23 protein-coding genes are annotated in these 23,246 nt (G+C 34.2%); 15 read left to right on the plus strand and 8 right to left on the minus strand.

The genetic code is table 11. The annotated features are described in order from the left end of the window. Positions 1-24 precede the first annotated feature (24 nt). From OLM58_RS14915 to OLM58_RS14950, 8 genes are all read left to right on the plus strand, one after another. The gene (locus OLM58_RS14915; protein ID WP_230000435.1) at positions 25-345 is read left to right on the plus strand and encodes a DUF4834 family protein; all 321 of its coding nucleotides are present in this window, start codon (positions 25-27) and stop codon (positions 343-345) included. Positions 346-395: 50 nt separating this feature from the next. Then, positions 396-2,825: a YfhO family protein gene (locus tag OLM58_RS14920; RefSeq protein WP_264529558.1), complete on the plus strand. Its 2,430-nt coding sequence runs from the start codon at positions 396-398 to the stop codon at positions 2,823-2,825. A 68-nt stretch (positions 2,826-2,893) separates the two neighbouring features. After that, positions 2,894-3,058, plus strand: coding sequence for a hypothetical protein (locus tag OLM58_RS14925; RefSeq protein WP_264529559.1), 165 nt, complete (start codon positions 2,894-2,896; stop codon positions 3,056-3,058). Beyond that, on the plus strand, positions 3,058-3,531 hold the full coding sequence (locus OLM58_RS14930; protein WP_264529560.1) for a nucleotidyltransferase: 474 nt from the start codon (positions 3,058-3,060) through the stop codon (positions 3,529-3,531). The genes OLM58_RS14925 and OLM58_RS14930 overlap by 1 nt, the downstream gene beginning before the upstream one ends. 32 nt (positions 3,532-3,563) lie before the next feature. Further along, positions 3,564-4,847, plus strand: a complete 1,284-nt coding sequence (locus OLM58_RS14935) for a glycosyltransferase family 4 protein (RefSeq protein WP_264529561.1) — start codon at positions 3,564-3,566, stop codon at positions 4,845-4,847. 40 nt (positions 4,848-4,887) lie between these two features. Further along, on the plus strand, positions 4,888-6,357 hold the full coding sequence (locus OLM58_RS14940) for a lipopolysaccharide biosynthesis protein (RefSeq protein ID WP_264529562.1): 1,470 nt from the start codon (positions 4,888-4,890) through the stop codon (positions 6,355-6,357). A gap of 95 nt (positions 6,358-6,452) precedes the next feature. Further along, the gene (locus OLM58_RS14945; protein WP_264529563.1) at positions 6,453-8,105 is read left to right on the plus strand and encodes a mechanosensitive ion channel family protein; all 1,653 of its coding nucleotides are present in this window, start codon (positions 6,453-6,455) and stop codon (positions 8,103-8,105) included. A 292-nt stretch (positions 8,106-8,397) separates the two neighbouring features. Further along, on the plus strand, positions 8,398-8,646 hold the full coding sequence (locus OLM58_RS14950) for a hypothetical protein (RefSeq protein WP_264529564.1): 249 nt from the start codon (positions 8,398-8,400) through the stop codon (positions 8,644-8,646). 84 nt (positions 8,647-8,730) lie between these two features. On the opposite strand, the gene uvrA is transcribed toward OLM58_RS14950, so the two are convergent. Further along, positions 8,731-11,526, minus strand: a complete 2,796-nt coding sequence (gene uvrA, locus OLM58_RS14955) for an excinuclease ABC subunit UvrA (protein WP_264529565.1) — start codon at positions 11,524-11,526, stop codon at positions 8,731-8,733. Positions 11,527-12,033: 507 nt separating this feature from the next. Between uvrA and OLM58_RS14960 the strand changes: the two genes are divergently transcribed. The 3 genes from OLM58_RS14960 to OLM58_RS14970 all read left to right on the plus strand — a co-directional run bounded on the left by OLM58_RS14960 (position 12,034) and on the right by OLM58_RS14970 (position 14,544). Continuing rightward, entirely contained in the window at positions 12,034-12,618 is a 585-nt protein-coding gene (locus tag OLM58_RS14960) for an RNA polymerase sigma factor (RefSeq protein ID WP_017498745.1), read from the plus strand. Positions 12,619-12,669: 51 nt separating this feature from the next. Next, positions 12,670-12,813, plus strand: a complete 144-nt coding sequence (locus OLM58_RS14965; protein ID WP_017498746.1) for a hypothetical protein — start codon at positions 12,670-12,672, stop codon at positions 12,811-12,813. A 666-nt stretch (positions 12,814-13,479) separates the two neighbouring features. Beyond that, positions 13,480-14,544 (plus strand): hypothetical protein, encoded by a 1,065-nt coding sequence (locus OLM58_RS14970; protein WP_264529566.1) that lies wholly within the window; start codon positions 13,480-13,482, stop codon positions 14,542-14,544. Positions 14,545-14,561: 17 nt separating this feature from the next. On the opposite strand, the gene OLM58_RS14975 is transcribed toward OLM58_RS14970, so the two are convergent. Continuing rightward, on the minus strand, positions 14,562-15,218 hold the full coding sequence (locus OLM58_RS14975; RefSeq protein ID WP_264529567.1) for an endonuclease III domain-containing protein: 657 nt from the start codon (positions 15,216-15,218) through the stop codon (positions 14,562-14,564). Between the two features lie 187 nt (positions 15,219-15,405). Here OLM58_RS14975 and bcp point away from each other — a divergent pair, with 187 nt between their 5' ends. Continuing rightward, complete coding sequence (bcp, locus tag OLM58_RS14980) at positions 15,406-15,858, plus strand: thioredoxin-dependent thiol peroxidase (protein WP_070906789.1); 453 nt, start codon at positions 15,406-15,408, stop codon at positions 15,856-15,858. A gap of 326 nt (positions 15,859-16,184) precedes the next feature. Here the strand turns inward: bcp and OLM58_RS14985 are convergent, their stop codons facing one another. Then, positions 16,185-17,645 (minus strand): TonB-dependent receptor, encoded by a 1,461-nt coding sequence (locus OLM58_RS14985; RefSeq protein WP_070906787.1) that lies wholly within the window; start codon positions 17,643-17,645, stop codon positions 16,185-16,187. A gap of 90 nt (positions 17,646-17,735) precedes the next feature. On the opposite strand from OLM58_RS14985, the gene OLM58_RS14990 reads away from it, so the two are divergent. From OLM58_RS14990 to OLM58_RS15000, 3 genes are read left to right on the plus strand one after another with little or no spacing between them, the layout of a single operon-like run. After that, the gene (locus OLM58_RS14990; protein ID WP_264529568.1) at positions 17,736-18,500 is read left to right on the plus strand and encodes an MBL fold metallo-hydrolase; all 765 of its coding nucleotides are present in this window, start codon (positions 17,736-17,738) and stop codon (positions 18,498-18,500) included. A gap of 13 nt (positions 18,501-18,513) precedes the next feature. After that, the gene (locus OLM58_RS14995) at positions 18,514-19,017 is read left to right on the plus strand and encodes a hypothetical protein (protein ID WP_264529569.1); all 504 of its coding nucleotides are present in this window, start codon (positions 18,514-18,516) and stop codon (positions 19,015-19,017) included. Positions 19,018-19,064: 47 nt separating this feature from the next. Further along, positions 19,065-19,496, plus strand: coding sequence for a hypothetical protein (locus OLM58_RS15000; RefSeq protein WP_264529570.1), 432 nt, complete (start codon positions 19,065-19,067; stop codon positions 19,494-19,496). 70 nt (positions 19,497-19,566) lie between these two features. On the opposite strand, the gene OLM58_RS15005 is transcribed toward OLM58_RS15000, so the two are convergent. The 5 genes from OLM58_RS15005 to OLM58_RS15025 all read right to left on the minus strand — a co-directional run bounded on the left by OLM58_RS15005 (position 19,567) and on the right by OLM58_RS15025 (position 23,184). Next, positions 19,567-20,136 (minus strand): cysteine hydrolase family protein, encoded by a 570-nt coding sequence (locus OLM58_RS15005; protein WP_264529571.1) that lies wholly within the window; start codon positions 20,134-20,136, stop codon positions 19,567-19,569. Positions 20,137-20,225: 89 nt separating this feature from the next. Beyond that, positions 20,226-20,513 carry a helix-turn-helix domain-containing protein gene (locus OLM58_RS15010; RefSeq protein WP_070906779.1) on the minus strand — a complete coding sequence of 96 codons (288 nt, stop codon included), beginning with the start codon at positions 20,511-20,513 and terminating at the stop codon, positions 20,226-20,228. Between the two features lie 230 nt (positions 20,514-20,743). Next, positions 20,744-21,388 carry an alpha/beta hydrolase gene (locus OLM58_RS15015; protein ID WP_264529572.1) on the minus strand — a complete coding sequence of 215 codons (645 nt, stop codon included), beginning with the start codon at positions 21,386-21,388 and terminating at the stop codon, positions 20,744-20,746. Positions 21,389-21,595: 207 nt separating this feature from the next. Further along, positions 21,596-21,922 carry a membrane protein gene (locus OLM58_RS15020; protein WP_017498824.1) on the minus strand — a complete coding sequence of 109 codons (327 nt, stop codon included), beginning with the start codon at positions 21,920-21,922 and terminating at the stop codon, positions 21,596-21,598. A 5-nt stretch (positions 21,923-21,927) separates the two neighbouring features. Further along, complete coding sequence (locus OLM58_RS15025; RefSeq protein ID WP_264529573.1) at positions 21,928-23,184, minus strand: dihydroorotase; 1,257 nt, start codon at positions 23,182-23,184, stop codon at positions 21,928-21,930. Between the last annotated feature and the right edge of the window lie 62 nt (positions 23,185-23,246).

The following is a 23,246-nucleotide window of genomic DNA, read 5'->3' on the forward strand; positions in this document are numbered from 1 at the left end:
AGATTGATATTTTAATTTTAAACGATGGATTTATTAATTTTGAAAAAAAATTATATGATCATGCAAGAAGCATCTTTTGTAAATCTGATTAAAACGATAATGTGGATCGTTGCGTTTTATTATATTTTTAAATTTTTAGCACGAATCTTTTTGCCGGTATTGGTAAAAAAAGCAGTAGAAAAAGCTGGAGAGAATTTTCAAAGACAACAACAATATAGTCAGGATAATACATGGCAAAAAACACGTAATAATAACGATGAAATTATTATTAATACCGCCAATGCAAAAAATCCTCGTGAAACCAAAAAGGTTGGCGATTATGTTGATTACGAAGAAATAGATTAAATTTGTGACCTAATTTATAGGATTCATCATTTAACCCAAACCAGCCTAAATTGAAAATAGTAAATAAGTTCTATCCGCATGCCCTTGTTATCCTGGGCTTTATCCTCGTTTCTTTAATTTATTTTTACCCGGTTTTACAAGGAAAACAAATTTTCCAGTCGGATATTGCTCAATATACCGGAATGGCTAAAGAGCAAAACGATTTTAGAGCTACAGAACATTCTGAACCTTATTGGACAAATTCTGCGTTTGGAGGTATGCCAACTTATCAGCTGGGAGCTAATTATCCAAATGATTTTGTGGGTAAATTAGACGATGCTTTGCGTTTTCTGCCTCGTCCTGCCGATTATTTATTTCTATATTTTTTAGGCTTTTACGGACTATTGTTGGTTTTAAAAACCGATCCTTTAAAAGCATTTATCGGGGCAATTGCCTTCGGTTTCTCGACTTACCTGATTATCATTTTAGGTGTTGGGCATAATGCAAAAGCACATGCTATTGCCTATATGCCGCTTGTTATCGCCGGATTCATACTCGTTTTTCAAAAAAAGTACATTTGGGGAGGTCTGCTCACCATGTTTGCGGTTGCATTAGAGGTTAATGCCAACCACTTTCAAATGACATATTATTTACTGATTTTCTTATTGATACTGTCAGCTTATTTTGCATTTAATTTTATCAAAGAAAAAGAGTATAAATCGCTTTTAACCGCTGTCGGTGTTTTGGCTGTAGCCGGAATTTTTGCTATTGGAGCCAATGCCACTAATTTGTTGGCAACCAGTGAATATGCTAAATTTAGTACCCGTAGCAACAGTGAATTAACTTTTAACCCTGATGGTTCTAAAAAGACTAATGAAAATGCACTAAGCCGTGAATATATTACAGAATACAGTTACGGAATTGCTGAAAGTTTTAACTTGATTGCTCCAAGACTTTTTGGAGGTTCAAATCATGAAAATGTAGGGACTGACAGCCGTATGTATTCTTTTATGATTGAACAGGGAGTACCGTCAGAACAGGCACAGGATTTTGTGTCGGGAATGCCAACGTATTGGGGAGATCAGCCTATAGTAGCAGCTCCGGCTTATATTGGAGTTGTGGTTTTCTTTTTAGCAGTTTTAGCTTTATTTATTGACGATCGAAAAATAAAATATGTGTTTTTTACAGGTGCATTAGTTTCGCTAATACTTTCCTGGGGAAAAAATTTCGCGTTACTGACTGACTTCTTTATCGATTACGTTCCAATGTACGACAAGTTTAGAGCGGTTTCATCGATTCAGGTTATTCTTGAATTGTGTTTTCCTGTTCTGGCTGTTATGGGATTACAATCGTTTTTTAAAGCTAAAGAAGAACCTAAATTACAGCAGAAAGCGCTTGTGCAGACAGGAGTTTTCGGATTAGGCGTTATTTTGATTTTAGTATTCGCTAAAAGCATGTTCCATTTTACAGGCAGCAGTGATAATTATTTTTTAGAAAGTTACGGACCTGCTTTTGTAGATGCCTTGAAAGAAGACAGAAAGAGTTTGTATTCTGCTGATTTATTGCGATCAGGCTTTTTTATCGTGATTACTTTTGGGATCCTTTGGTTGTTTATCAAGAATAAACTGGCTCAGAATACTACTTTGATTATCGTTGGTCTTTTGATGATTTTTGATTTATTTTTTGTTGATAAAAAATATGTATCAGCCAAAGATTTTGTGAGCCCGGTACAAATTGCGGCGCCATTTCAGGAAACACCTTCAGATGCTCAGATTTTAAAAGATACTACACATTACAGAGTTTTTGAAGTAAGCGGAAACATGTCAAGTGCACGTGCTTCTTATTTTCACCATTCTTTAGGCGGATATCATGCCGCAAAACCAAGAAGAATACAACAGCTTTTTGATTATCAGATTGCAAAAAACAATGTCGAAGTTTTAGACATGTTAAATGTAAAATACATCATCCAAACGGATAAAGAAGGAAAAGAATTTCCAACAGTAAATCCAAATGCTAATGGAAATGCATGGTTTGTAACTACTGTAAAATTGGTGAATAAACCGGATGATGTAATGAAAGCATTGGATCATATCGATACTAAAACGGTAGCGGTTTTCAACGTTCGCGAGCATGAAGGTAAATTTAGAAATGCCCGAATGAAAAAACAATGGGATACTACAGGAACTATTCAGGTCGTACAGTACAAGCCTAATTACATTAAATACAAATCAAACAACGGAAAAGATGGCCTGGCTGTTTTTTCTGAGATCTATTATAAAAATGGATGGAATGCCTATATTGATGGTAAACTTACGGATCATTTCCCTGTAGATTATGTTTTAAGAGCTATGGAAATTCCGGGTGGCGAACATACTATCGAATTTAAATTTGAACCGCAGGTTGTTAAAACAGGAAGTGTAATTACATTGGCAAGCTGCATTGGAATGTTACTACTTTTAATTGGTGGAGTTTATTTCGAAAGAAAAAAGGCGAAAGCTTAAAATCGTTTTAAAATATTGTTGAAATAGCATTTTTGTATCTTTGCTGTGTATTAGAAAGAAAGTAAACAATGAAAGATAGCGTGTTAAGTTTTGGTACTCCACAAGAGTTAGAAGCTAAGAGAATAGCGGAAATCAAGAAGCTTTCTTATCTGGAAAGATTAGAGAGACTAATGGCTATTATTGAAGTTTCCTATACGATAAAAACAGCTAGAATAATTAGATCTAAAAAGTAATGAATGAGCAAATAGTAGCTATTTGGCGTAGTTTTTTTGAAAACAAAGTTAAATATATAACTATTGGTGGATTTGCTGTAAATATCTACGGATATAATAGGAATACTGGAGATATTGATATTTATTTAGAAGATACTGTTGAAAATCGAAGTAATTTAAGGAAAGCACTAAAATCAATTAATCTTGGAGATTTTGAGACCATTGAAACTATGCAGTTTATTCCTGGATGGAGTGATTTTACATTAAATTATGGTTTGCGATTAGATATCATGACTGCTGTTAAAGGCCTAGAGGATAAATCTTTTACTTCTTTATTAGAAGATGCTACAGTTGTAATGATAGATGAAACCCCGGTTTATTTTATTGACTATGATAATTTAATTGTTGCTAAAAAAGCCGCTAACAGACCGAAAGATATCTTAGATATTGAGGAGCTTGGAAAATTGAATGACGAAAAAGGAAAAAATATTTAGTTGTATAAACTTACTTCATAGCATAGTATAAATTGGAACAAAAAAAACTCTTAATCATTACCTATTATTTTCCACCGGCTGGAGGACCAGGTGTACAACGTTGGTTAAAATTTGTAAAATATTTACCCGAATTTGGAATACAGCCGATAGTTTATGTTCCTGAAAACCCAACCTACCCAATTGTTGACGAAGGTCTGGTTAATGAGATTTCCGATAAAGTAATTGTTCTTAAAAACAAAATCTGGGAGCCGTATCAGTTGGCTTCCGTTTTCTCAAAGAATAAAACTAAGAAAATTAGTTCGGGAATTTTTCCACATAAGAAGAAACAAACCTTTTTAGACAAAATTTTTCTTTGGGTTCGTGGTAATTTGTTTATTCCGGATGCCCGTGTTTTTTGGGTAAAACCTTCAGTGGCTTATTTAGAAAAGTATATCAAAGAACACAATATTGACACCATTGTCACTTCGGGGCCGCCACACAGTTTGCATTTAATAGGTCTGGAATTGAAAGAAAAATTAAATGTAAAATGGTTTGCTGATTTCCGTGATCCATGGACTACAATTGGATATCACAAAGCTTTGCGTTTATCGGGTTATGCTGCCAAAAAGCATAAAAACCTCGAACATAAAGTACTCAATAGTGCCGATACCATTATTGTTACTAGTAAAACTACAAAAGTGGAGTTTGAGGTCATTACCAATAAACCAATTTCGGTGATTACCAATGGTTATGACATCGAAAATGTAGAGAAACAAACATTAGATACAAAATTTACGTTGGCACATATCGGATCTTTTTTATCCGATCGAAATCCTCGATTTTTATGGGAATGTCTGGTAGAGTTGCTTCAGGAAATTCCTGAGTTTAAATCACATTTGGAAATTAAATTAATTGGAGCAGTAAGTCAGGAAGTATTGGATGCTATCACTGAATTTGAGTTGAAGAATTATTTGAATCTTTTAGGATACGTTTCGCATCATGAAGCAATTGCCCATCAAAAGAAATCGCAGGTTTTGCTTTTAATCGAAATTAATTCCGAGGATACCAAAAGTATAATTCCGGGTAAATTATTCGAATATATGGTGTCCAATCGTCCAATAATAGCCATAGGACCTCAAGGTTCTGATTTTGCCGATATTATAAAAGAGACCAATACAGGAGTATTTTTTGATTATTCTGAAAAAGCGAAGTTAAAAAGCGTAATTTTGGACTTTTATAATCAATTTTTAGAAGGGAAACTACAGGCCAATGGTGTTGGTTTACAACAATATTCCAGAAAGAATCTAACCAAGCAATTAGCACAGTTGATTAACTAAGCTAGTCTGCAATCTAAAATCTAAATTCAGAAATCCAAAAATGGGTATTGTTTTAAATCAGTCTTTCAAAAATACAATTATCACTTATATAGGTTTCGGTATTGGAGCCATTAATACACTTTATTTGTATCCGGTTTTTTTGGGTGCAACTTTTTATGGCTTAACCAATTATGTGACTTCTTGTGCCAATGTGATTATGCCATTATTTGCGATTGGTATGCAAAATACCTTGGTTAAATTTTATTCGCAATATCAAACTGAAGAAGAAAAATCCCGTTTTCTATCCTTTACGGTTTTGTTTCCTTTGCTATTAATAATCCCGCTTTTACTGATAGGTCTTGTTTTTTATGATGAGATTCTGTTCTTTTTGTCAAAAAAGAATGCGATTGTTAGAAGCTATATATGGTTAATACCTTTTATTGGATTGTGTATGGCATATTTTGAGATTTTTTATGCCTGGTTGCGGGTAAATATGCATTCCGTTTTTGGAAATTTTGTAAAGGAAGTGGGCTTGCGATTATTTTCATTATTTCTATTAATAGGTGTCTATTATAATTGGCTTAGCGTTGAAGGTTTTGTGTATGCAACAGCAATTTTATATTTTTTGGCATTCCTGATAACCATGTTATATGCATTTAGTATTCAGAAGCCAACTTTTCAGTTTACAATACCTGCAAATACAAAAGATATACTGGTATATACTTTTTATATTATTTTATCCGGAAGTGTTGCCAATTTGCTTTTGGATGGCGATAAAATGATATTAAATCAATATATGCAGATTGAAAATATTGCTTTTTATTCTGTTGCCACCTATATTGCTTTGGTTATTTCGGTTCCAAGCCGAGCTATGCACCAGATCGTATACCCAATTACGGCTAAATTAATGCACGATAACAAACATGATGAGTTGAATCAGCTCTACAAAAAAACATCAATAAACCTACAGATTGTGGGTGGTTTTGTAATGCTTTGCATATTTGTAAATATCGGTCAGTTATACGAGTTGGTTCCAAAAGAATACAGTGGTGGAATTGCAGTTGTATTTATGATTGGCTTGTCTAAATACTTTGATTTAATTTTAGGAAACAATAATGCGATCATTTTTAATACTAAATATTATCGTATGGTGCTGTATTTAGGATTAATGCTGGTTGCGTTGACCGTAATTTTAAACATGATCTTTATTCCAATTTTTGGAATCTTCGGATCTGCTTTTGCTACTTTATTATCGATTACCCTATATAGTTTGGCAAAACTGCTTTTTGTGGTTAAAAGACTTCATTTGTATCCTTTTACTATTCAGACAATATATTCGATGTTAATTACATTTGCATTGTTTTTATTGTTTTACTTTTGGGAGTTCCCTTTTTATCAATTGGTTAGTATTGCTTTAAAGTCAGTTTTGGTAACCATTTTATATGTTTATTTAAATTATAAATTTGCGATTTCCCCTGATATCAATAAAGTAATAGATACTGTTTTGAAAAAGATAGGATTTAAAATTTAATGCGATTTTGATAGAGAAGCAAAAGTAATTTACAATTGAAGCTGTTTTGTCTTTATATTTGTTAGAAAGGTTAACTAACTTATTGCTGACAGTATATGAAAAATAAAATTGTTTGTTTTTTAGCGCTTTTTATTACTTTGTTTTCTTCTGTGACTTTTGCTCAGAAAGACAGTTCTCAAACATCGAAAACGACTGTTAAAGAAGTAAAAACAAAAGGATATCCTGTAAAACCGTTTAAAGATACGCTTTTTTATGTGTACCATAAAGTAGGTTCTTTTTCGCCCGAAAACAGAGCAAATGCAATTACAGAAAAGATCAGGAAATTATATGAGGATTCATTCTTTATAGCTGATTCGATTTCGGTTGTACCTTCAGATATTTCTCAGGACATTGTTTATAAGAATGATTTTGTCATCATGTCTGTTTTAGATGTAGATGCAAAAGCAGAGAATCAAACAGCAGGTTTCATCGCAAAGCGAAATTTAAACCTGATTAAAAGAGCGATTGTATATCAGAATGACAATTACTCCATGCTTCCAAAAAGATTGGGGTATACAGCATTGCTGGTTTTAATTATTGGATTTGTTTTGTATTTTGTGGGTAAATTATTCAACAGAGTAAAGCTGTACATCCTGAAAAATAGCGACCGACACTTTAAAGGATTCAAGTATAATAATATCAATATCCTCTCACCTCAAAAACAGCAGTTTTTACTCATGCGATTGTATAGTGCTATTAAAGTAATTACGCTTATTTTGATAGTATATCTTTCATTACCATTATTATTCAGTATTTTTCCTGCTACCGAAGCATATACAACTACTTTGCTGCGTTGGATTCTTTCGCCTGCAAAACTTGCGGTAATGGGATTTGTGGGTTTTCTGCCAAGTTTAGTCACTATAGTGGTTATCATTGTCATTTTTAAATATTCGATAAGAGTTATCAAATTCTTTTTTGATGAGATAAAAAAAGAGAATATTAAAATTGATGGTTTTTACAGCGATTGGGCAATGCCCACTTTTAATATCATTCGTTTTCTGATGCTTGCTTTTATGCTGGTGGTTATATTTCCGTATTTGCCAGGATCAGATTCTCCAATATTTAAAGGTGTTTCGGTATTTGTGGGGGTTTTATTTTCTTTGGGTTCTTCTAATGCGATTGCTAATATGGTGGCGGGTCTGGTGATTACCTATATGCGTCCGTTTAAGATTGGTGACTTTATAAAAATTGGCGATGTTAGCGGAGAGGTGATTGAAAAAACGGCTTTGGTTACTCGTGTCAGAACACCTAAATTTGAGGATATTACGATTCCTAATGCAACTGTTTTATCAAGTACTTCAACCAATTATTCAGCGAATACAAAACATGCCAATAATGGTTTATTGATTCATACTACCGTTACGATTGGGTATGATGTTCCGTATAATGACATTTATAAAGCATTGATTGAAGCCGCTCTAAAAACGGAAATGGTCGAGCAGACACCATCTCCTTTCGTTCTGCAAACCAGTCTGGATGACTTTTATGTTTCCTATCAGATCAACGTTTATACCAAAGAGCCTACGAAACAGCCCCGGATTTATTCCTCTTTACATCAAAACATTCAGGATTCGTTTAATGCTGCCGGAATAGAAATCATGTCTCCACATTACGGAGCACTTCGCGATGGTAACGCCACGACAATTCCTGCGAATTATCTGAGTAATGACTATCAGGCACCTCCTTTTAATGTTAAGAATAAAGGATAAAGTGTTGAAAATCTGTATGTAATCTTAAAATTTTAACAGTCTTTTGTTTTGTGGTTTATTTTATAAAAATTAACTTTAGCTAAGAATATGGCAATACTTTTTGTTTTAGGATAAAAATATCTTATGAAAAGCATACAATAAAAGTACATGCTGTAGTGTTTATTTAAATTAGAATGTTTTTTAGAATTTAAAATTGTGAAGTAATTGTAGTAGTATTTAGATTAATTTTTAAGGAATTATTATGAAGAACGGCCAACTCAGTCAGGAACAAAGCTTGCAAGTATTTTCTAATATGATATCAAATAAAGTGCAAAATGGATTTATACTGGAAGAAAGGAACGATGAATTGCTTTTCGCGGTTCTGAGTAAAGGAGGAAAAGTAGTAAATCACAGTTTAAATTTTATAATTTTTTGCCTTACCCTGGGATTGTGGTCGTTTGCATGGCTTTATCTGACAATAGAAGCCACCAAGCAAAAGAAAATATTAGTTGCCATTGACGAAGACGGCTTTCCTTTTGAAGAAAAATGTTTAGTGGCATAGCAGCTTAAATAGGAAGTAAAAAAAAAATCCAAATTTCAATTATAGTATTGAGATTTGGATTTTTTATTGAAATTTTTGCTATGGTTAAAGTTTGTCTTTCAGGTACACTCCGGTAACCGATTCTTTTACTTTTACAATATCTTCGGGAGTTCCTGCAGCTAGCAGATGACCGCCATTTTCACCACCTTCAGGTCCCAGATCAATAATCCAGTCGGCACATTTTATAAGATCAAGATTATGTTCGATGACAATTATAGAATGCCCTTTTTCAATTAAGGCATCAAAGGAAGTCATTAATTTTTTAATGTCGTGAAAATGCAAGCCGGTTGTTGGCTCATCAAAAACAAATAAGGCTTTGTCTTTCGTAGCTCCTTTGACTAAAAAGGAAGCCAGTTTAATACGCTGTGCTTCACCACCCGAAAGAGTAGAAGAGGATTGTCCTAACTGTACATATCCTAACCCCACATCCTGCAAGGGCTGTAGTTTCTGAGTAATTTTGGATTGTTTGTTTTTATCAAAAAAAGCAATTGCATCATCGATAGTCATAGTTAGAATATCGTTAATGTTTTTTTCATCGAAATTAATCTCTAAAATTTCTTTTTTAAAACGTTTTCCTCCACAGGTTTCACACGGTAGCGAAACATCGGCCATAAAGACCATCTCGACGTTTATAGAGCCTTCTCCTTTGCACGTTTCACAACGGCCGCCATCGACGTTAAAAGAGAAGTGTTTGGCCTGATATCCTCTTACTTTAGAGAGTTTTTCTTTAGCATACAAGTCCCGTATATCATCGTAGGCTTTGATATAAGTGACCGGATTGGATCTTGAACTTCTTCCAATTGGGTTCTGATCGACATATTCGATATGTTTGATTTGCGAAAACGAACCTTTTAGTTCACTAAACTGACCTGCTTTTTCAGCAGCACTGTCCAGTTTTTTCTGCATGGCCGGGAACAATATCTTTTTAATCAAGGTACTTTTTCCACTTCCGGAAACTCCGGTAATGACCGTTAAAACGTCTAATGGAAAAGTGACATTAATATTCTTTAAGTTGTTCTCTCTTGCGCCTACAATATCAATATGGTTTTTGAATTTACGTCTTCTTTTAGGAACAGAAATTTCTAAATCACCGTTCAGGTATTGGGCAGTTAGTGAATCTGATTTCAGGATTTCTTTATACGTACCCTGAGCGACCAGTTTTCCACCAAATGTACCCGCTTCGGGACCGATATCAATAATCATATCGGCAGCTTTCATAATATCTTCGTCGTGCTCAACTACAATTACTGTGTTACCCAGATCACGAAGTGACAATAATACTTTAATTAATCTTTCGGAATCTTTTGGGTGCAGACCAATACTGGGCTCATCCAGAATGTACATCGATCCAACTAAGCTGCTTCCCAAAGAAGTAGCGAGATTGATACGTTGTGACTCACCGCCCGAAAGTGTTGCCGAATTTCGATTTAAAGTCAGATAATCTAAACCAACTTCAGTTAAAAAAGACAAACGATTGTTGATTTCGACCATTAATCGTTTTGCAATTTGCTGTTCGTAAACGTTTAGATCGATGTTTTTGAAAAAAGTAACTAAATGTTTGATAGGCAAATCGACTAAATCTGAGACCGTTTTGTCATTTATTTTTACATAAGATGCTTCTTCACGCAAGCGTTTGCCACGACAGGCATGACATTTTGTTTTTCCACGGTAACGGGATAACATTACACGGTTCTGGATTTTATAGTTTTTCTCTTCAAGTTCTTTGAAAAAATCATTTAGACCTTGAAAATATTGGTTTCCTTTCCAGATTAAATCTTTCTGTTCTTCAGAAAGTTCGAAGAAAGGTTTGTGAATAGGAAAATCAAATTTATAAGCGTGTTTTACCAGTTCGTCTTTGTACCAGCTCATACTTTCCCCTCTCCAGGGATAAATGGCGCTTTCGAAAATAGACAGAGAAGTATTTGGGATCACTAAATCAGCATCGATACCAATAATATTTCCGTAGCCTTCACAAACCGGACAGGCTCCGTATGGATTGTTGAAACTGAATAAATGAACGTTAGGCTCTAAAAAAGTAATCCCGTCAAGCTCAAAATTATTAGAGTAAGAGAATTTTTTATCGGAGTTTAATTCTTGTAAATAACAAATGCCTTTTCCTTCAAAAAAAGCGGTCTGTACTGCATCGGCCAGACGATTGTAGAATTCTTCTTCTTCTTTAACCACAATTCTGTCAATAATCAATAGAATATCTTTATTGTCTAATTGATGAAGATCTGTTGGTGAAAAATCATCCAGACGAACCATTTCGTTATGAACCAAAATACGTGCAAAACCTTGTTGAAGCAATACTTTCAGTTTGTCTTCCAGCTGTCTGCCTTCTTCAAGATGAATAGGAGCAAGGAGGAGCCATTTACTGTCTAATTCTAACGTTTTTACATCCGTAATTACATCGGTAACGGTATTTTTTTTGACTTCCTGACCGGAAATTGGAGAATAGGTGCGACCAATTCGGGCATAAAGCAATTTCATATAATCGTAGATCTCTGTTGAAGTCCCTACAGTAGAACGCGCATTGGTTGTGTTTACCTTTTGCTCAATTGCAATGGCAGGCGCAATACCTTTAATGTATTCTACTTTTGGCTTGTCCAGACGTCCCAAAAACTGACGTGCATACGAAGATAAGCTTTCGACATAACGACGCTGTCCTTCGGCATACAAGGTATCGAATGCAAGACTCGACTTACCTGATCCTGAAAGGCCTGTAATAACAACTAGTTTATTTCGGGGTATTGCTACATCTACATTTTTTAAATTATGTACCTGTGCGCCTTTAATGATAATATTATGTTTTGGGTCGAGAGTCGAAAGATCAATTTGCATAAAAAAAGTCAATTTCTACAAAAGTAATCAATTTTGATTTCAATTTTGTTAATCAGATTGTTCCAAATTCTAACAGAATTGTGATTTGGTGATTGGATAGATTAAGAGTTAAAACCGATCAGATCAGTGTGAGAAAAACAAGGAATGTAATTTGAGAAAAAATAGCGGATTGAATTCTTAGTCTAAAATTAAAAACACATGCAAAAAATCCTTCTAAGGTTGTACAAATGCTTGTTTTTCTGCTTTTTAATTGTGTTTTTTCATGTTAAAAGAGTGTTGAATCGGGTTTGAAATAGTCTGAAAAAGGATGAAAATGAAATGTGTCCTGCAATAATTAACAATTTATTGTTAATTATTCGTCTTTTTGTTTGCTTTTTAAAATATTAATTTGTTAAATTTGATCAAAATATTAACACAAGTACCTAACCCAAAAGCCACGCCTATAAAATAAAACTACTTTTTATAAAATTACTCCAAATTTTAAATAGAAACTAAAAAAGTAGTATTATGGCTGATGTGCATATTCCTGACGCTCTATTGGTAAAAAATTATGTTGAAGGCAACGAAAATGCCCTTGCAACATTAATTAAAAGGCACGAGTCTAAGATATATGGATTTATATATTCAAAGATTGCGGATAGAGATATTTCAAATGATATTTTTCAAGACACTTTTATTAAGGTAATCAAAACCTTAAAAAGTAATTCCTATAATGAAGAAGGTAAATTTCTGCCTTGGGTGATGCGTATTTCCCATAATCTGATTGTGGATCACTTTCGTAAAACCAAAAAAATGCCAATGTACAGAGAAACAGAAGAGTTTTCGATATTCTCTGTTATGTCTGATGATTCTTTGACTATTGAGAATAAAATGATTTTTGATCAGGTCGAGGTTGATTTAAAAAGAATCATCGAAGAGTTGCCTGAAGATCAGAAAGAAGTATTGGTGATGCGCATGTATCAGGATATGAGTTTTAAGGAAATTTCAGAGCTTACAGATGTGAGTATCAATACAGCATTAGGAAGAATGCGATATGCTTTGATGAATTTGAGAAAAATAATTGATAAACATCAAATTATTTTAACCAACTAATACTAATTCAGGTATTGCTTCGTTATACTATTATAAAAACGTTTTGATGGTATGGCGAAAATTTACTCTAAAAAGGCATTAGCTTCTAAAGATTTAAAACCTAAAAAAGAAGTTATTTCTTTTTTACTTAGTTATTCACAAGCCTTGAAAGTTGTGAAAATTGAAGATAAGAGTTTTGAAATTATAGCTAATTAAACAGCCCACTACATTTGTCGGATGTTTATTTCGAAAGAAAAACCAGATGGTCGTTCTGGTTGAAAGCTCACTATTTGCATGTAAATGCAGGTAGTGAGTTTTTTTTGCTTCAGTTGGTCTGCGGGAAGGAATTGGAAGAATTCTTTTGTGTTTAAAACCAGTATTTTTTATAAAATTTAACTTGTTATAAGAGTCAGATATTCAAGCTTTAAAGCTTTGTGTTTTGGCTTGTGTTTTTTGATTGATGTAAAAAGAAGCCTTCAGATTTTGGGGCGGTAATTTGTTAAATTTCTGTGTTTTGTTTGAATTTCATTTATTTATTTTATATTTAGCTTTATTATAGTTAAAAAGTGGATTTTTATTCAATGAATTTGCTCTATATAAATGATTTGTGTATTAAAAACCTTTCAATATATAGAAAAGTTCATTTAAGAGGATTCTTTTATAAGTCTAACCAAAAACCAAAAAATTGATGAAGAAAAACTACCCACACTTTGTTTTGTTTGTTGTTTCTCCTGGTATTTTGTAAAGAATAGCAAGAATGATGAGTTTTTGTCAGGTATTTAAGCGGATGTTGTATTGATTTTTACTGCTTTCGTTTGGATGTTTTGATATTACCTCATTGGATTACCCTAAAATCTTTGAAACAACTAAACCAAACCGAAAATGAAAAAGAACCTAAAAATAGTATCATTATTCCTAATGATAAGTATTGGAGCGTTTGCTCAAAAAGAGGAATTAAAAGAGGCGCAATCTTATTATGCTAAAGGGAAAAACCAGGAAGCATTAGCCGTTTTAAAAAAAATAGAATATCAGATATTAAATGCACCGGACGAGGTAAAGACGGATTATTTTTTTACAAAAGGTAATGTTTATAAGGATCTCGCGACTAAAAATGTCGATGCTGCAAGTAATTTTGCATTGGCATCAGCAGCCTATCAGGATGTATTATTGTATGAAAATGAATCCCGAAATTATAAGTATGCTTTTAAAGCGAGTTCGGCATTGAAAGAGATGAAGTCTAAATTGGTGGATGGTGCTTACAGTGATTATAAAATTGGAAAATTTAAAGAAAGTGCCGATAAGAGTTATGAAGTGTATTTGTTTGATAAAAAAGACACTCTAAACTTGTTCAATGCGGCTTCTTCTTCTTTAGCCGGTAAGGATTACAACGCTGCCATAAAGTATTTTGAGGAGCTGAAAAGAATAAACTATTCCGGAAAAGGGATGGTTTTTTATGCTACAAATAAAAAAACAAAACAGGAAGAAGTATTTATTTCGATGAGTGCAAGAGAATCTAGTATTAATGAAGGTTTATATGAAAAACCGAGAAATTTTAATCCGCCTTCTAAGAAAGAAGAAATTCTGGTTTCTTTAGGTTTTTCCTATCTGGAGAGAAATGATTTTCGTAATGCGGAGAAATACTATGAAGATGGATTAAAAGTGAACCAGGATTGTCTTACCTGTTGCTTAAATCTGGCTTATGTTAAGGTGCAGTTTAGAAAAGAAATTCAGGATCAGATGTCGTCATTGGGTACCAGTGCCAATGAAATGAAACAATTTGATAAATTGGATGCTCAAAAGGACGAGGTGGTAAAAAGTGCTATTCCGTATCTTAAAAAAGCACTGGTGATTGAGCCTAAAAATGAAAATGCTGTAAAATCACTCTTAGGTATTTACAGATCGTTGAATATGACCAAAGAATACAATGCTCTTAAAGGTGGCATGTAAAAATAATAGAGAAGCTGCTAAACTTTCTTTTTAGCAGCTTCCTCTAGTATCGATTTTTTACCAACAGTTCTGGTAATAATATCTTTTTCTAAATCCCATCCTCTTGCCGGTGAATATTCACGCCCGTACCAGATAATCTGTAGGTGCAGGTCATTCCATAATTCTTTAGGAAATAATCTTTTAGCATCTTTTTCCGTCTGTACTACATTTTTTCCGTTCGAAAGATTCCATCGGTACATTAATCGGTGAATGTGTGTGTCAACCGGAAAGGCAGGAACACCAAAAGCCTGTGACATTACTACACTTGCTGTTTTATGTCCAACTGCTGGTAAAGCTTCCAAAGCTTCAAAATCTTGTGGGACTTCACCATTGTGTTTGTCGATCAGAATATGTGATAATCCATGAATTCCTTTAGATTTCATTGGAGATAAACCGCAAGGGCGAATGATTTCTTTAATTTCCTCAACCGACATTTTAATCATGTCATAAGGATTATCTGCTTTTGCGAAAAGTATAGGAGTAATTTGGTTTACACGAACGTCAGTGCATTGTGCCGAAAGCAAAACTGCAATTAATAACGTGTAGGGATCTTTATGGTCTAATGGTATAGGTATCGTAGGGTAGAGTTCTTTTAACGTATTTATAACAAATGTTACTCGAGCTTCTTTATTCATTTCCGTAAATTTAATCCCGTAAAAATAGTATTATTTTAATTGTGAATTGTAAAATGTACATTGTAAAATGTGATAGGCGAATAGTTGATTATGGGGGATGAATTGTTTTTAAGTTGCAATCTAACGATCGAATAATCTAAGAAGTTTAATAAGTTTAAGAAGTCTAACAATCTAATAATCTAAATAAATGGTAACATTACAAAAAGGCGATAAAGCACCAAATTTCTCAGGAGTAGATCAGGATGGGAAGGCGCATAAACTGGCAGATTATGCCGGAAAGAAATTGGTCGTTTTCTTTTATCCAAAGGCAAGTACTCCGGGATGTACAGCTGAGGCTTGTGATTTAAGAGATAATTTTGAGCGTTTTAAAGCGAATAATTACGAACTTCTGGGGGTTAGTGCTGACAGCCAGAAAGCACAGTTAAAATTTAAAGATAAGTACGAGTTTCCTTTTCCGTTATTGGCAGACGAAGATAAATCTGTAATCAATGCGTTTGGGGTTTGGGGGCCTAAGAAGTTTATGGGAAAAGAGTATGATGGAATCCATAGAACCACTTTCGTGATAGACGAAAACGGAATTATTGACGAGGTAATCGAAAAAGTAAAAACGAAAGAACACGCTGCACAGATTTTGAAGTAAGTTTTTTTTGTTTCAGGTTTTAAGTTTCAAGTTTCAAGTTTCAGGTTTCAAGTTTCAGGTTTAAAGTTTCAAGTTCTGGATCGAACAAAATTTTACCGCAAAGCACACAAAGCTTTTAAACACAAAGTTCGCAAAGCTTCATACTGAATAAACTTTGCGAACTTTGTGTTTTCTATGCGCAACACACATATCATTTTAGCGTGCTTTGCGGTAAAAAATTCCAAGCCAAAATTTCAACCTAAACCTGAAACTTGAAACCTGAAACTTGAAACCTGAAACAAAAAAACTTAGAAACAAAAAAAAGTCCCAATAAAGGGACTCTTTTTTTAAGTATTTTGCTCTAATTCTTTCTGCGGATGGTATCCAAAAAGATGGTGTTCTTTTATGATTTCGGCAATACCGGTTGGAAGCATGTGTTCCCATCCTGTTTTTCCCTGATTGATCATTTTTAGTACCTCACGAGAGAAAACTTCTAAGTTATGCGGGTCATAATCTGCAATATCAATTACTTTTCCGTTGAATTTAAAGAATTTGTATAATTCTTTCATTCTTGGGTGTACTTTCAAGTTGTTTGAGTTCATTAAAACGCCATTTTCATCCAACATTGGATATAAGAAAACTTTCATATCTCTGTAGAATAGTTTTCCAAAGGCTTCTAATATTCCACCACTTAAATGACGGTAGTATTTCTCGTCAAAAATATCGACTAAATTGTTAACTCCCATCGCTAGTCCCATACGGGCTTTGGTGTAATTAGCAAAATATTCAACTACCTTATAATATTCCTGGAAATTTGAAATCATTACAGTCTGCCCCAGAGAGCAAAGTAATTCGGCTCTGTCCATAAAGTCACGCTCGTCAATTTCACCATCAGAACGTAAATTAGAAAGTGTAATTTCGAAAATAACCAGTGTGTTGTCTTTTTCTACTTTGTTTTCTTCTAAAAACATTTTAAGTGACTTCTCATACATGTCCATGTTTACTTTTGTAACCGGACGGAAACTTCCTCTTAAAGCTAGAAGATTTTTTTTGTATAAAATAGCTGCTGGTAATATGTTTTTTCCTTCCGGATTGAACATTACGGCATCAGTCATTCCGTTTTTAACCAACTGTAAACTCATCAAACGATTATCAACATGAGCAAAACGAGGCCCTGAGAAGTTAATGGTGTCGATTTCGAGTTGGTCTTTGTCTAAGTGATCGTATAAATAACGAAGTAATCGTTTTGGATCGTTGTATTTGTAAAAAGCACCATAAATTAGGTTTACCCCTAAAATTCCAAGTGTTTCCTGTTGTAGTCTCGCATCAGTTTCTTTAAAACGAATGTGCAGAATAATTTCGTTGTATGCTTCATCCGGTTCAATTTGGTAGCGGATTCCTACCCAGCCATGACCTTTAAATTGTTTAGCGAAATCTATGGTAGCAACAGTATTGGCATAACTAAAGAAAAGCTTTGTTGGATGTTTTTCTCTGCTTAATCGTTCTTCGATGATTTGCCCTTCATGGGTAAGCATTTTTTTTAACCGTTCCTCAGTTACATAACGTCCATCGCTTTCAGCTCCATAAACGGCATCACTAAAATCTTTGTCATAGGCAGACATTGCTTTTGCAATTGTTCCCGATGAACCTCCGGATCTGAAAAAATGCCTTACCGTTTCTTGTCCGGCGCCTATTTCAGCAAATGTCCCGTAAATATTCTCGTTTAAATTAATGCGTAGTGCTTTGTCTTTTATAGAAGGAATCTGTTCGATGACCCTGTCACCTTTGAGTTTTATTTCTGTACCCATTTTATTTTAAATAGATTTGTTACAAAGTTAGTAAATTAGCCTTCTAATGAAAGAGAAATAATCCTATTTTTGTAAAAAAATTAAGTTCAATTGAAGGTATATTTTTTAGGTACTGGTACTTCTCAAGGCATTCCGATAATCGGAGTGGATCATCCTGTTTGTAAAAGCACTGATGCTAAGGATAAAAGACTTCGTGTTTCTATTTGGATTACGTGGGACGATCATTCGTATGTGATCGATTGTGGTCCTGATTTCAGACAACAGATGCTTTCCTGTGGCTGCCGAAAGCTCGATGCTATTTTATTTACACACGAACATGCTGATCATACGGCCGGTTTAGATGATATTCGCCCTTATAATTTCAGACAGGGCGAGATTCCTGTGTATGCACATCAGCGTGTAATCGACAACTTAAAACGTCGTTTTGATTATGTTTTTGAAACCGTAAACAAGTACCCGGGTGCACCCAGCGTTAAAACGATTGAGGTAGTGAATGATGTACCTTTTGCCGTTGGCGATAAAACAGCAATTCCAATTAATGTGATGCACGGTGATTTACAGGTTTTTGGATATCGCATCGATGACTTCGCTTATTTGACGGATGTAAAAACAATTGAAAAAGCTGAAGTTGAAAAACTTAAAAATTTGAAAGTGCTGGTCGTAAATGCTTTGCGTTTAGAACCGCACGATACACATTTTAATTTACAGGAAGCATTGGATTTTATCGACTTAGTGAAACCAGAAGTTGCTTATCTAACGCATATTAGTCACGTTTTGGGCTTTCATGAAGAAGTGCAAAAACAATTGCCCGAAAATGTTTTTCTGGCTTATGATAATTTAGAAATTACAATTTAATTATATTACAAAAATGAAAAAATCCTTAATGCTTTACCTTTTTATCCTTGCGATACTAATGAATGTTTTTACCTACATGTTTTACAGCAGCGAAGTAAAATTTGAGCAGGACAGATATGTGAAAACAACCAAAAAGCTGAGAGACAGTATCAGTTTAGTGTCAACAAAATTGGCGGAAGCAGATTATTTTTCTTTAGAGCATAATGAAAATGCACAGAATTATTTTGACAATAGTGCAACCGGAGGAAAAGTTATTTTATATGAAAAACTAATTCCGTTGGTAACAGAGAAACTATTGGACTTAAATGCAAATCCAAACGGGAATCCTTATACCGGACAAGACAAAATTGGTCCAAACAAATTTATCATCAATAAGGTAAAAATTTTAAATCACAGATGGATTATTGCAGATTACAGTAATGGTGAAATGTGGGGAGAAGTGTTGTTGAAGTACTTTGTTAATGACGACGAAAGTATTACTTTTGAAGTAAACCAAACCTGGCTGTATCAAAAGTAAGAAGCTTTTTTCTTATTTCTAAACCGGTTTAACTAAATATTCGACTTATGAAAAAGGTGTTTTTGCTTGCTATTGTTGCAGGACTTTCATTTTCTTGCGGGAAGAAAGTCGCTGAAGAGAATAAAACTTCTGAAAAGAAAGAAGAAGTTAAACCAGCTGTTGTTGGAGGAGATTCGGATGCTCATGGATGTAAACCTTCTGCGGGTTACACCTGGTCGGCTCTTAAAAAGGAATGTGTTCGTCTTTTTGAAGTCGGTACAAAATTAGCTCATGCCGAAGATGGAAAAGCATATTCCACTGTAGCTTATGTTATTTTTGACGGAAACAAAGCGGAACTTTTTCTGGATACTCAAGATGAAGTAATCCTTTTAGAAAGAAAATCAGAAGGAGAGCCTTGGGTAAAGGATGGTTATCAATTAATTGCCTGGAAAGGTTATGTTTTGAAGAAAGACGGTAAGATTCTTTATACGGGAGAATAGTTTAGTGTTCAGTCACAGTCTCAGTATTCAGTCTCAGTTTTAAAGTAAGACTGAAAACTGAGACTGAAAACTAGACAATCCTTTTGATAAATTCGGTAGTAACCACCTGTGCAAATTCTTCATTTAAACTGGCAAGAGCGGTTTGATGAATAATTTCGGCAGAGAATTCCTCTCCGTTTATACCTTTTTTACTGAAAGTTGCCGTAGCATCAGAAATTAGATAAACGTTATAGCCAAAATTTCCCGCCATTCTTGTGGTTGTAGAAACGCAGTGATCTGTTGTTAAGCCAACGATTATAACAGTTTTGATTTTGGCATCGTCAAGTAATTCCTTTAAATTAGTTCCGATAAAAGCGCTATTTACATTCTTCCTGATGATTGTTTCACCTTCTTGCGGCTTTACAATATCCTGAAATTCATTTCCCGGATGGGTTTCATTCAGAATAGAGTTTGGATTAGAAGAACAATGCTGTACATGGAAAATGGGCATCTTTTTGTTTCTCCAGATTTCCAAAAGTTCAGCAGCTCTTTGTTCAGCAGCCGGATTATTTCGTTCTCCTCCCCAGTAAGCGATATCGTCGAATCCTTTCTGAATATCAATTAAAAGTAGCGCCGGGTTATCTAATTTTTTTAAACTCATAAGATTAGTTTTTTAAATTTTGATCATTTTTGGGGATTGAGATTGAATTTCATCTTGAAAGACTACTTTTTGCTAGCCAATTACTAATGTTATAGTGTTATTTCAAATGTAACTTTAGCTTTTAAGGCTGTGAAAACTTTAATTAGCGTTTCTATCGTTACATTTCCGGTGTTATTTTCTAATTTTGAAATTTGCGCTTTTTGAACCCCTATAAGCTTACCCAGATCTTCCTGAGTCAGATTGCGTTCTTTTCTGGTTTGTCTGATAGCATTGGCAATTAAGTCCAGTTGTAAGTCATATTCGAACTTGTCTCTGTTTGGTGTGCCTATTTTTCCAACTAATTCATCTGTTACTACTTCTAATGTATATGTTTTCATTACGGTATAAATTAGATTAATCTTTCTCTTTAAAATAATTCAGTTGTATCTTTTTTGCTTTTAGTATTTCTTTGGAAGCAACTTTACTTTGTTTTTGATGATTTAAATTATAAAGTCTAGACTCTAAAAATACAAATGTTTTTTCACAATTTCTTTTTTTGCAGGAATTGTATTGTTTTTTTTGTAACGGAAAAAGATTTAAGATTCGGTGCTGTAATTGAAAAAGGTAATTATATCGCGAGCCAATTCTTAAAGTCAAAGAAATTTTGCGGAGCTACGCCATGTCCAACCGGATATTCTTTATAGGTAATTGGAATATTTAAATGTTCTAAAATTGCAGGCGTTTTTCTGGCCCACTCGATTGGTATTACCTGATCGACAGTTCCGTGTGAGGCAAAGAATTTTAGGTTTTTAAAGTCATTTTTATCATAACCATCTTTGATGATATCTTCATTAAAATAACCACTCATTGCCACAACACGTTGTACTTTTTCAGGATATGAAAGTGCAACGGAATAACTCAAAATTGATCCCTGACTGAAACCAATCAAAGTTACATTATTAGAATCAATAGGGTAGTTAGCCGTTAATTCATCAATAAAACCGGCAATTACATCACGGGAAGTTTTTGCCTGTTCATTGTCAGAAAATTTATTCTGATCTGCATCAAAGTTAATCGCATACCAGGCGTAAGCGCCATATTGTAAATCATAAGGTGCTCTGGCCGAAATAATGTAATAGTTATCAGGAAGTTCGGTTGCAAACGAGAACAAATCGGCTTCGTTGCTGCCATATCCGTGTAATAAAATTAAAACAGGATTTTTGTCTAAGATAACTTTTGGTTCTTGTATTTTATATTCTAGAGATAGATTCATTTTTAAGTGTAAGATGTGAGTTGTAAAATGTAAGTTGTAGTATGTATTAAGACAAATCTCGTTAGGCTGAGCGAATTCAAATCTCGTTAGGCTGAGCGAATTCGAATCTTGCTAGACTGAGCGAAGATAATGTTTGTCAGGCTGAGCGAAGATAAAACTTGTCAGACTGAGCGAAGTCAAAGTCTGACAAAGAATGTAATTTAAAATTTACCCTATTTTTTGAAACCATTTTTGGAAAAGCTCTCCCACTAACGGAATTGGTTTTGTTTGTCCCTGAATGGCGGTAAAAATGCCGTAAGTCCATAAAATTGAAATACAGATCCACATTGGGAAAGTGATAAAGAAGCTGTCGAAATTGCTGATGATGGCTCCGAATGAAATAAAAGTTAAGGACAATCCCAGTGCCTGACGAATGTGAAATGAAGCAAAGCTGTTTTTGTCTTCAGAGTTCATCGACATTGCAATTAGTACCCCAATAATCAAAATATAACTGGTGATAGCGATTGGTTTTCCCTTTTCAATTGAATTGTTCATTGTGATTATTTAGAGGTAACAAGTTGATTTTGATTGAATATTCCGTAAACAGAACCTTTGATTTCTGCTCCTAAAAAGGCAGAGTTTTTAGATTTGGATAGAATATTTTCTTTTGTAAAAGTTGATTTTCCTTCTGGAGTAAAGAAAGTGAAGTTGGCTTTTGAACCTTCGGCTATGACACTGTTTTCAATTCCGAAAACCGTTTTACCCAACGTTAATTTTTCAATTACAGTTTCTAAAGGCAGCACCGTTAATAAAGCACCAAAAGCACTTTCCAGACCAATTGTTCCATTTTTAGCGGTATCGAATTCCATTTTTTTGAATTCAATATCAATTGGATTATGATCGGAAGTAATCATATCGATAGTCCCGTCTAAAACTGCGTTTAAAAGAGCTTTTCTGTCTGTTTCACTTCGCAGTGGTGGAGTTACTTTAAAACGGGTATCAAATTCTTCCAGTTTTTCATCAGTAAGTACCAAATGATGCACAGCAACACTGCAAGTAACTTGCAAACCTTTTGCTTTTGCTTCTTGAATTAATGCAACAGTTTTTGCAGTAGAGACGGTCGGGATGTGTAATTTTCCACCGGTATATTCTAATAGAAATAAGTTTCTGGCAACTTGTAGTTCTTCTGCCAAAGTTGGGATTCCTTTAAGGCCTAGTCTTGTTGAAACGATTCCTTCATTAGCAACACCGTTTCCTTTTAAATTAGGGTCTTGTGCATAAGTAATCACTAAACCATCAAAATCCTGTACATATTGTAAAGCAATTTTTAGAAGATTGGCGTTGTCGATACTTTTGTTGTAGTCTCCAAAAGCAACAGCTCCGGCATTTTTCATATCGTAAAGTTCTGCCATATCTTTTCCTTCGCTGGCTTTAGTTAAAGCCCCAATTGGGAAAAGTTCAGTAGCAATACCGTTTGCTTTATTTTTTACAAAATTTACCTGTGATTGGTTGTCAATTACAGGGAAGGAGTTGGGTTGAAGAGCAACGGCTGTAAAACCGCTTTTTGCCGCAACATTCAATCCGTTGGCGATCGTTTCTCTGTCTTCGTAACCCGGTTCTCCAAAAGAAACGCTGCTGTCAAACCAACCTTGAGAAAGATGTAAGTGATCAAATTTTACCTCTTTTGCATTATCAATTTCAGGAAGTGAAGTTCCTATTTTTTCAATTAAACCATCTGCAATTAAAAGATCAACGGTCTGATTGTGAAACGGACTCTCTGAATCGATTATTTTGGCGCTTCTGATGATTATTTTCATATGTAGAGAAATTTATTTATTATTTTACAGATTCTCGTTTGTCATTTCGACCTAAGGAGAAA

Origin of the sequence: Flavobacterium sp. N502540 (assembly GCF_025947365.1) — a bacterium.
Lineage (GTDB): Bacteria > Bacteroidota > Bacteroidia > Flavobacteriales > Flavobacteriaceae > Flavobacterium.

Coding starts and splice junctions, on each gene's coding strand:
- OLM58_RS14930 (WP_264529560.1), top strand. CDS start 3,058: ATGAATGAGCAAATAGTAGCTATTTGGCGTAGTTTTTTTGAAAACAAA.
- OLM58_RS15015 (WP_264529572.1), bottom strand. CDS start 21,388: ATGAATCTATCTCTAGAATATAAAATACAAGAACCAAAAGTTATCTTA.
- OLM58_RS15005 (WP_264529571.1), bottom strand. CDS start 20,136: ATGAGTTTAAAAAAATTAGATAACCCGGCGCTACTTTTAATTGATATT.
- OLM58_RS15010 (WP_070906779.1), bottom strand. CDS start 20,513: ATGAAAACATATACATTAGAAGTAGTAACAGATGAATTAGTTGGAAAA.
- OLM58_RS14985 (WP_070906787.1), bottom strand. CDS start 17,645: ATGGGTACAGAAATAAAACTCAAAGGTGACAGGGTCATCGAACAGATT.
- OLM58_RS14995 (WP_264529569.1), top strand. CDS start 18,514: ATGAAAAAATCCTTAATGCTTTACCTTTTTATCCTTGCGATACTAATG.
- uvrA (WP_264529565.1), bottom strand. CDS start 11,526: ATGCAAATTGATCTTTCGACTCTCGACCCAAAACATAATATTATCATT.
- OLM58_RS15025 (WP_264529573.1), bottom strand. CDS start 23,184: ATGAAAATAATCATCAGAAGCGCCAAAATAATCGATTCAGAGAGTCCG.
- OLM58_RS14975 (WP_264529567.1), bottom strand. CDS start 15,218: ATGAATAAAGAAGCTCGAGTAACATTTGTTATAAATACGTTAAAAGAA.
- OLM58_RS14965 (WP_017498746.1), top strand. CDS start 12,670: ATGGCGAAAATTTACTCTAAAAAGGCATTAGCTTCTAAAGATTTAAAA.
- OLM58_RS15000 (WP_264529570.1), top strand. CDS start 19,065: ATGAAAAAGGTGTTTTTGCTTGCTATTGTTGCAGGACTTTCATTTTCT.
- bcp (WP_070906789.1), top strand. CDS start 15,406: ATGGTAACATTACAAAAAGGCGATAAAGCACCAAATTTCTCAGGAGTA.
- OLM58_RS14915 (WP_230000435.1), top strand. CDS start 25: ATGGATTTATTAATTTTGAAAAAAAATTATATGATCATGCAAGAAGCA.
- OLM58_RS14945 (WP_264529563.1), top strand. CDS start 6,453: ATGAAAAATAAAATTGTTTGTTTTTTAGCGCTTTTTATTACTTTGTTT.
- OLM58_RS14940 (WP_264529562.1), top strand. CDS start 4,888: ATGGGTATTGTTTTAAATCAGTCTTTCAAAAATACAATTATCACTTAT.
- OLM58_RS14925 (WP_264529559.1), top strand. CDS start 2,894: ATGAAAGATAGCGTGTTAAGTTTTGGTACTCCACAAGAGTTAGAAGCT.
- OLM58_RS15020 (WP_017498824.1), bottom strand. CDS start 21,922: ATGAACAATTCAATTGAAAAGGGAAAACCAATCGCTATCACCAGTTAT.
- OLM58_RS14960 (WP_017498745.1), top strand. CDS start 12,034: ATGGCTGATGTGCATATTCCTGACGCTCTATTGGTAAAAAATTATGTT.
- OLM58_RS14950 (WP_264529564.1), top strand. CDS start 8,398: ATGATATCAAATAAAGTGCAAAATGGATTTATACTGGAAGAAAGGAAC.
- OLM58_RS14970 (WP_264529566.1), top strand. CDS start 13,480: ATGAAAAAGAACCTAAAAATAGTATCATTATTCCTAATGATAAGTATT.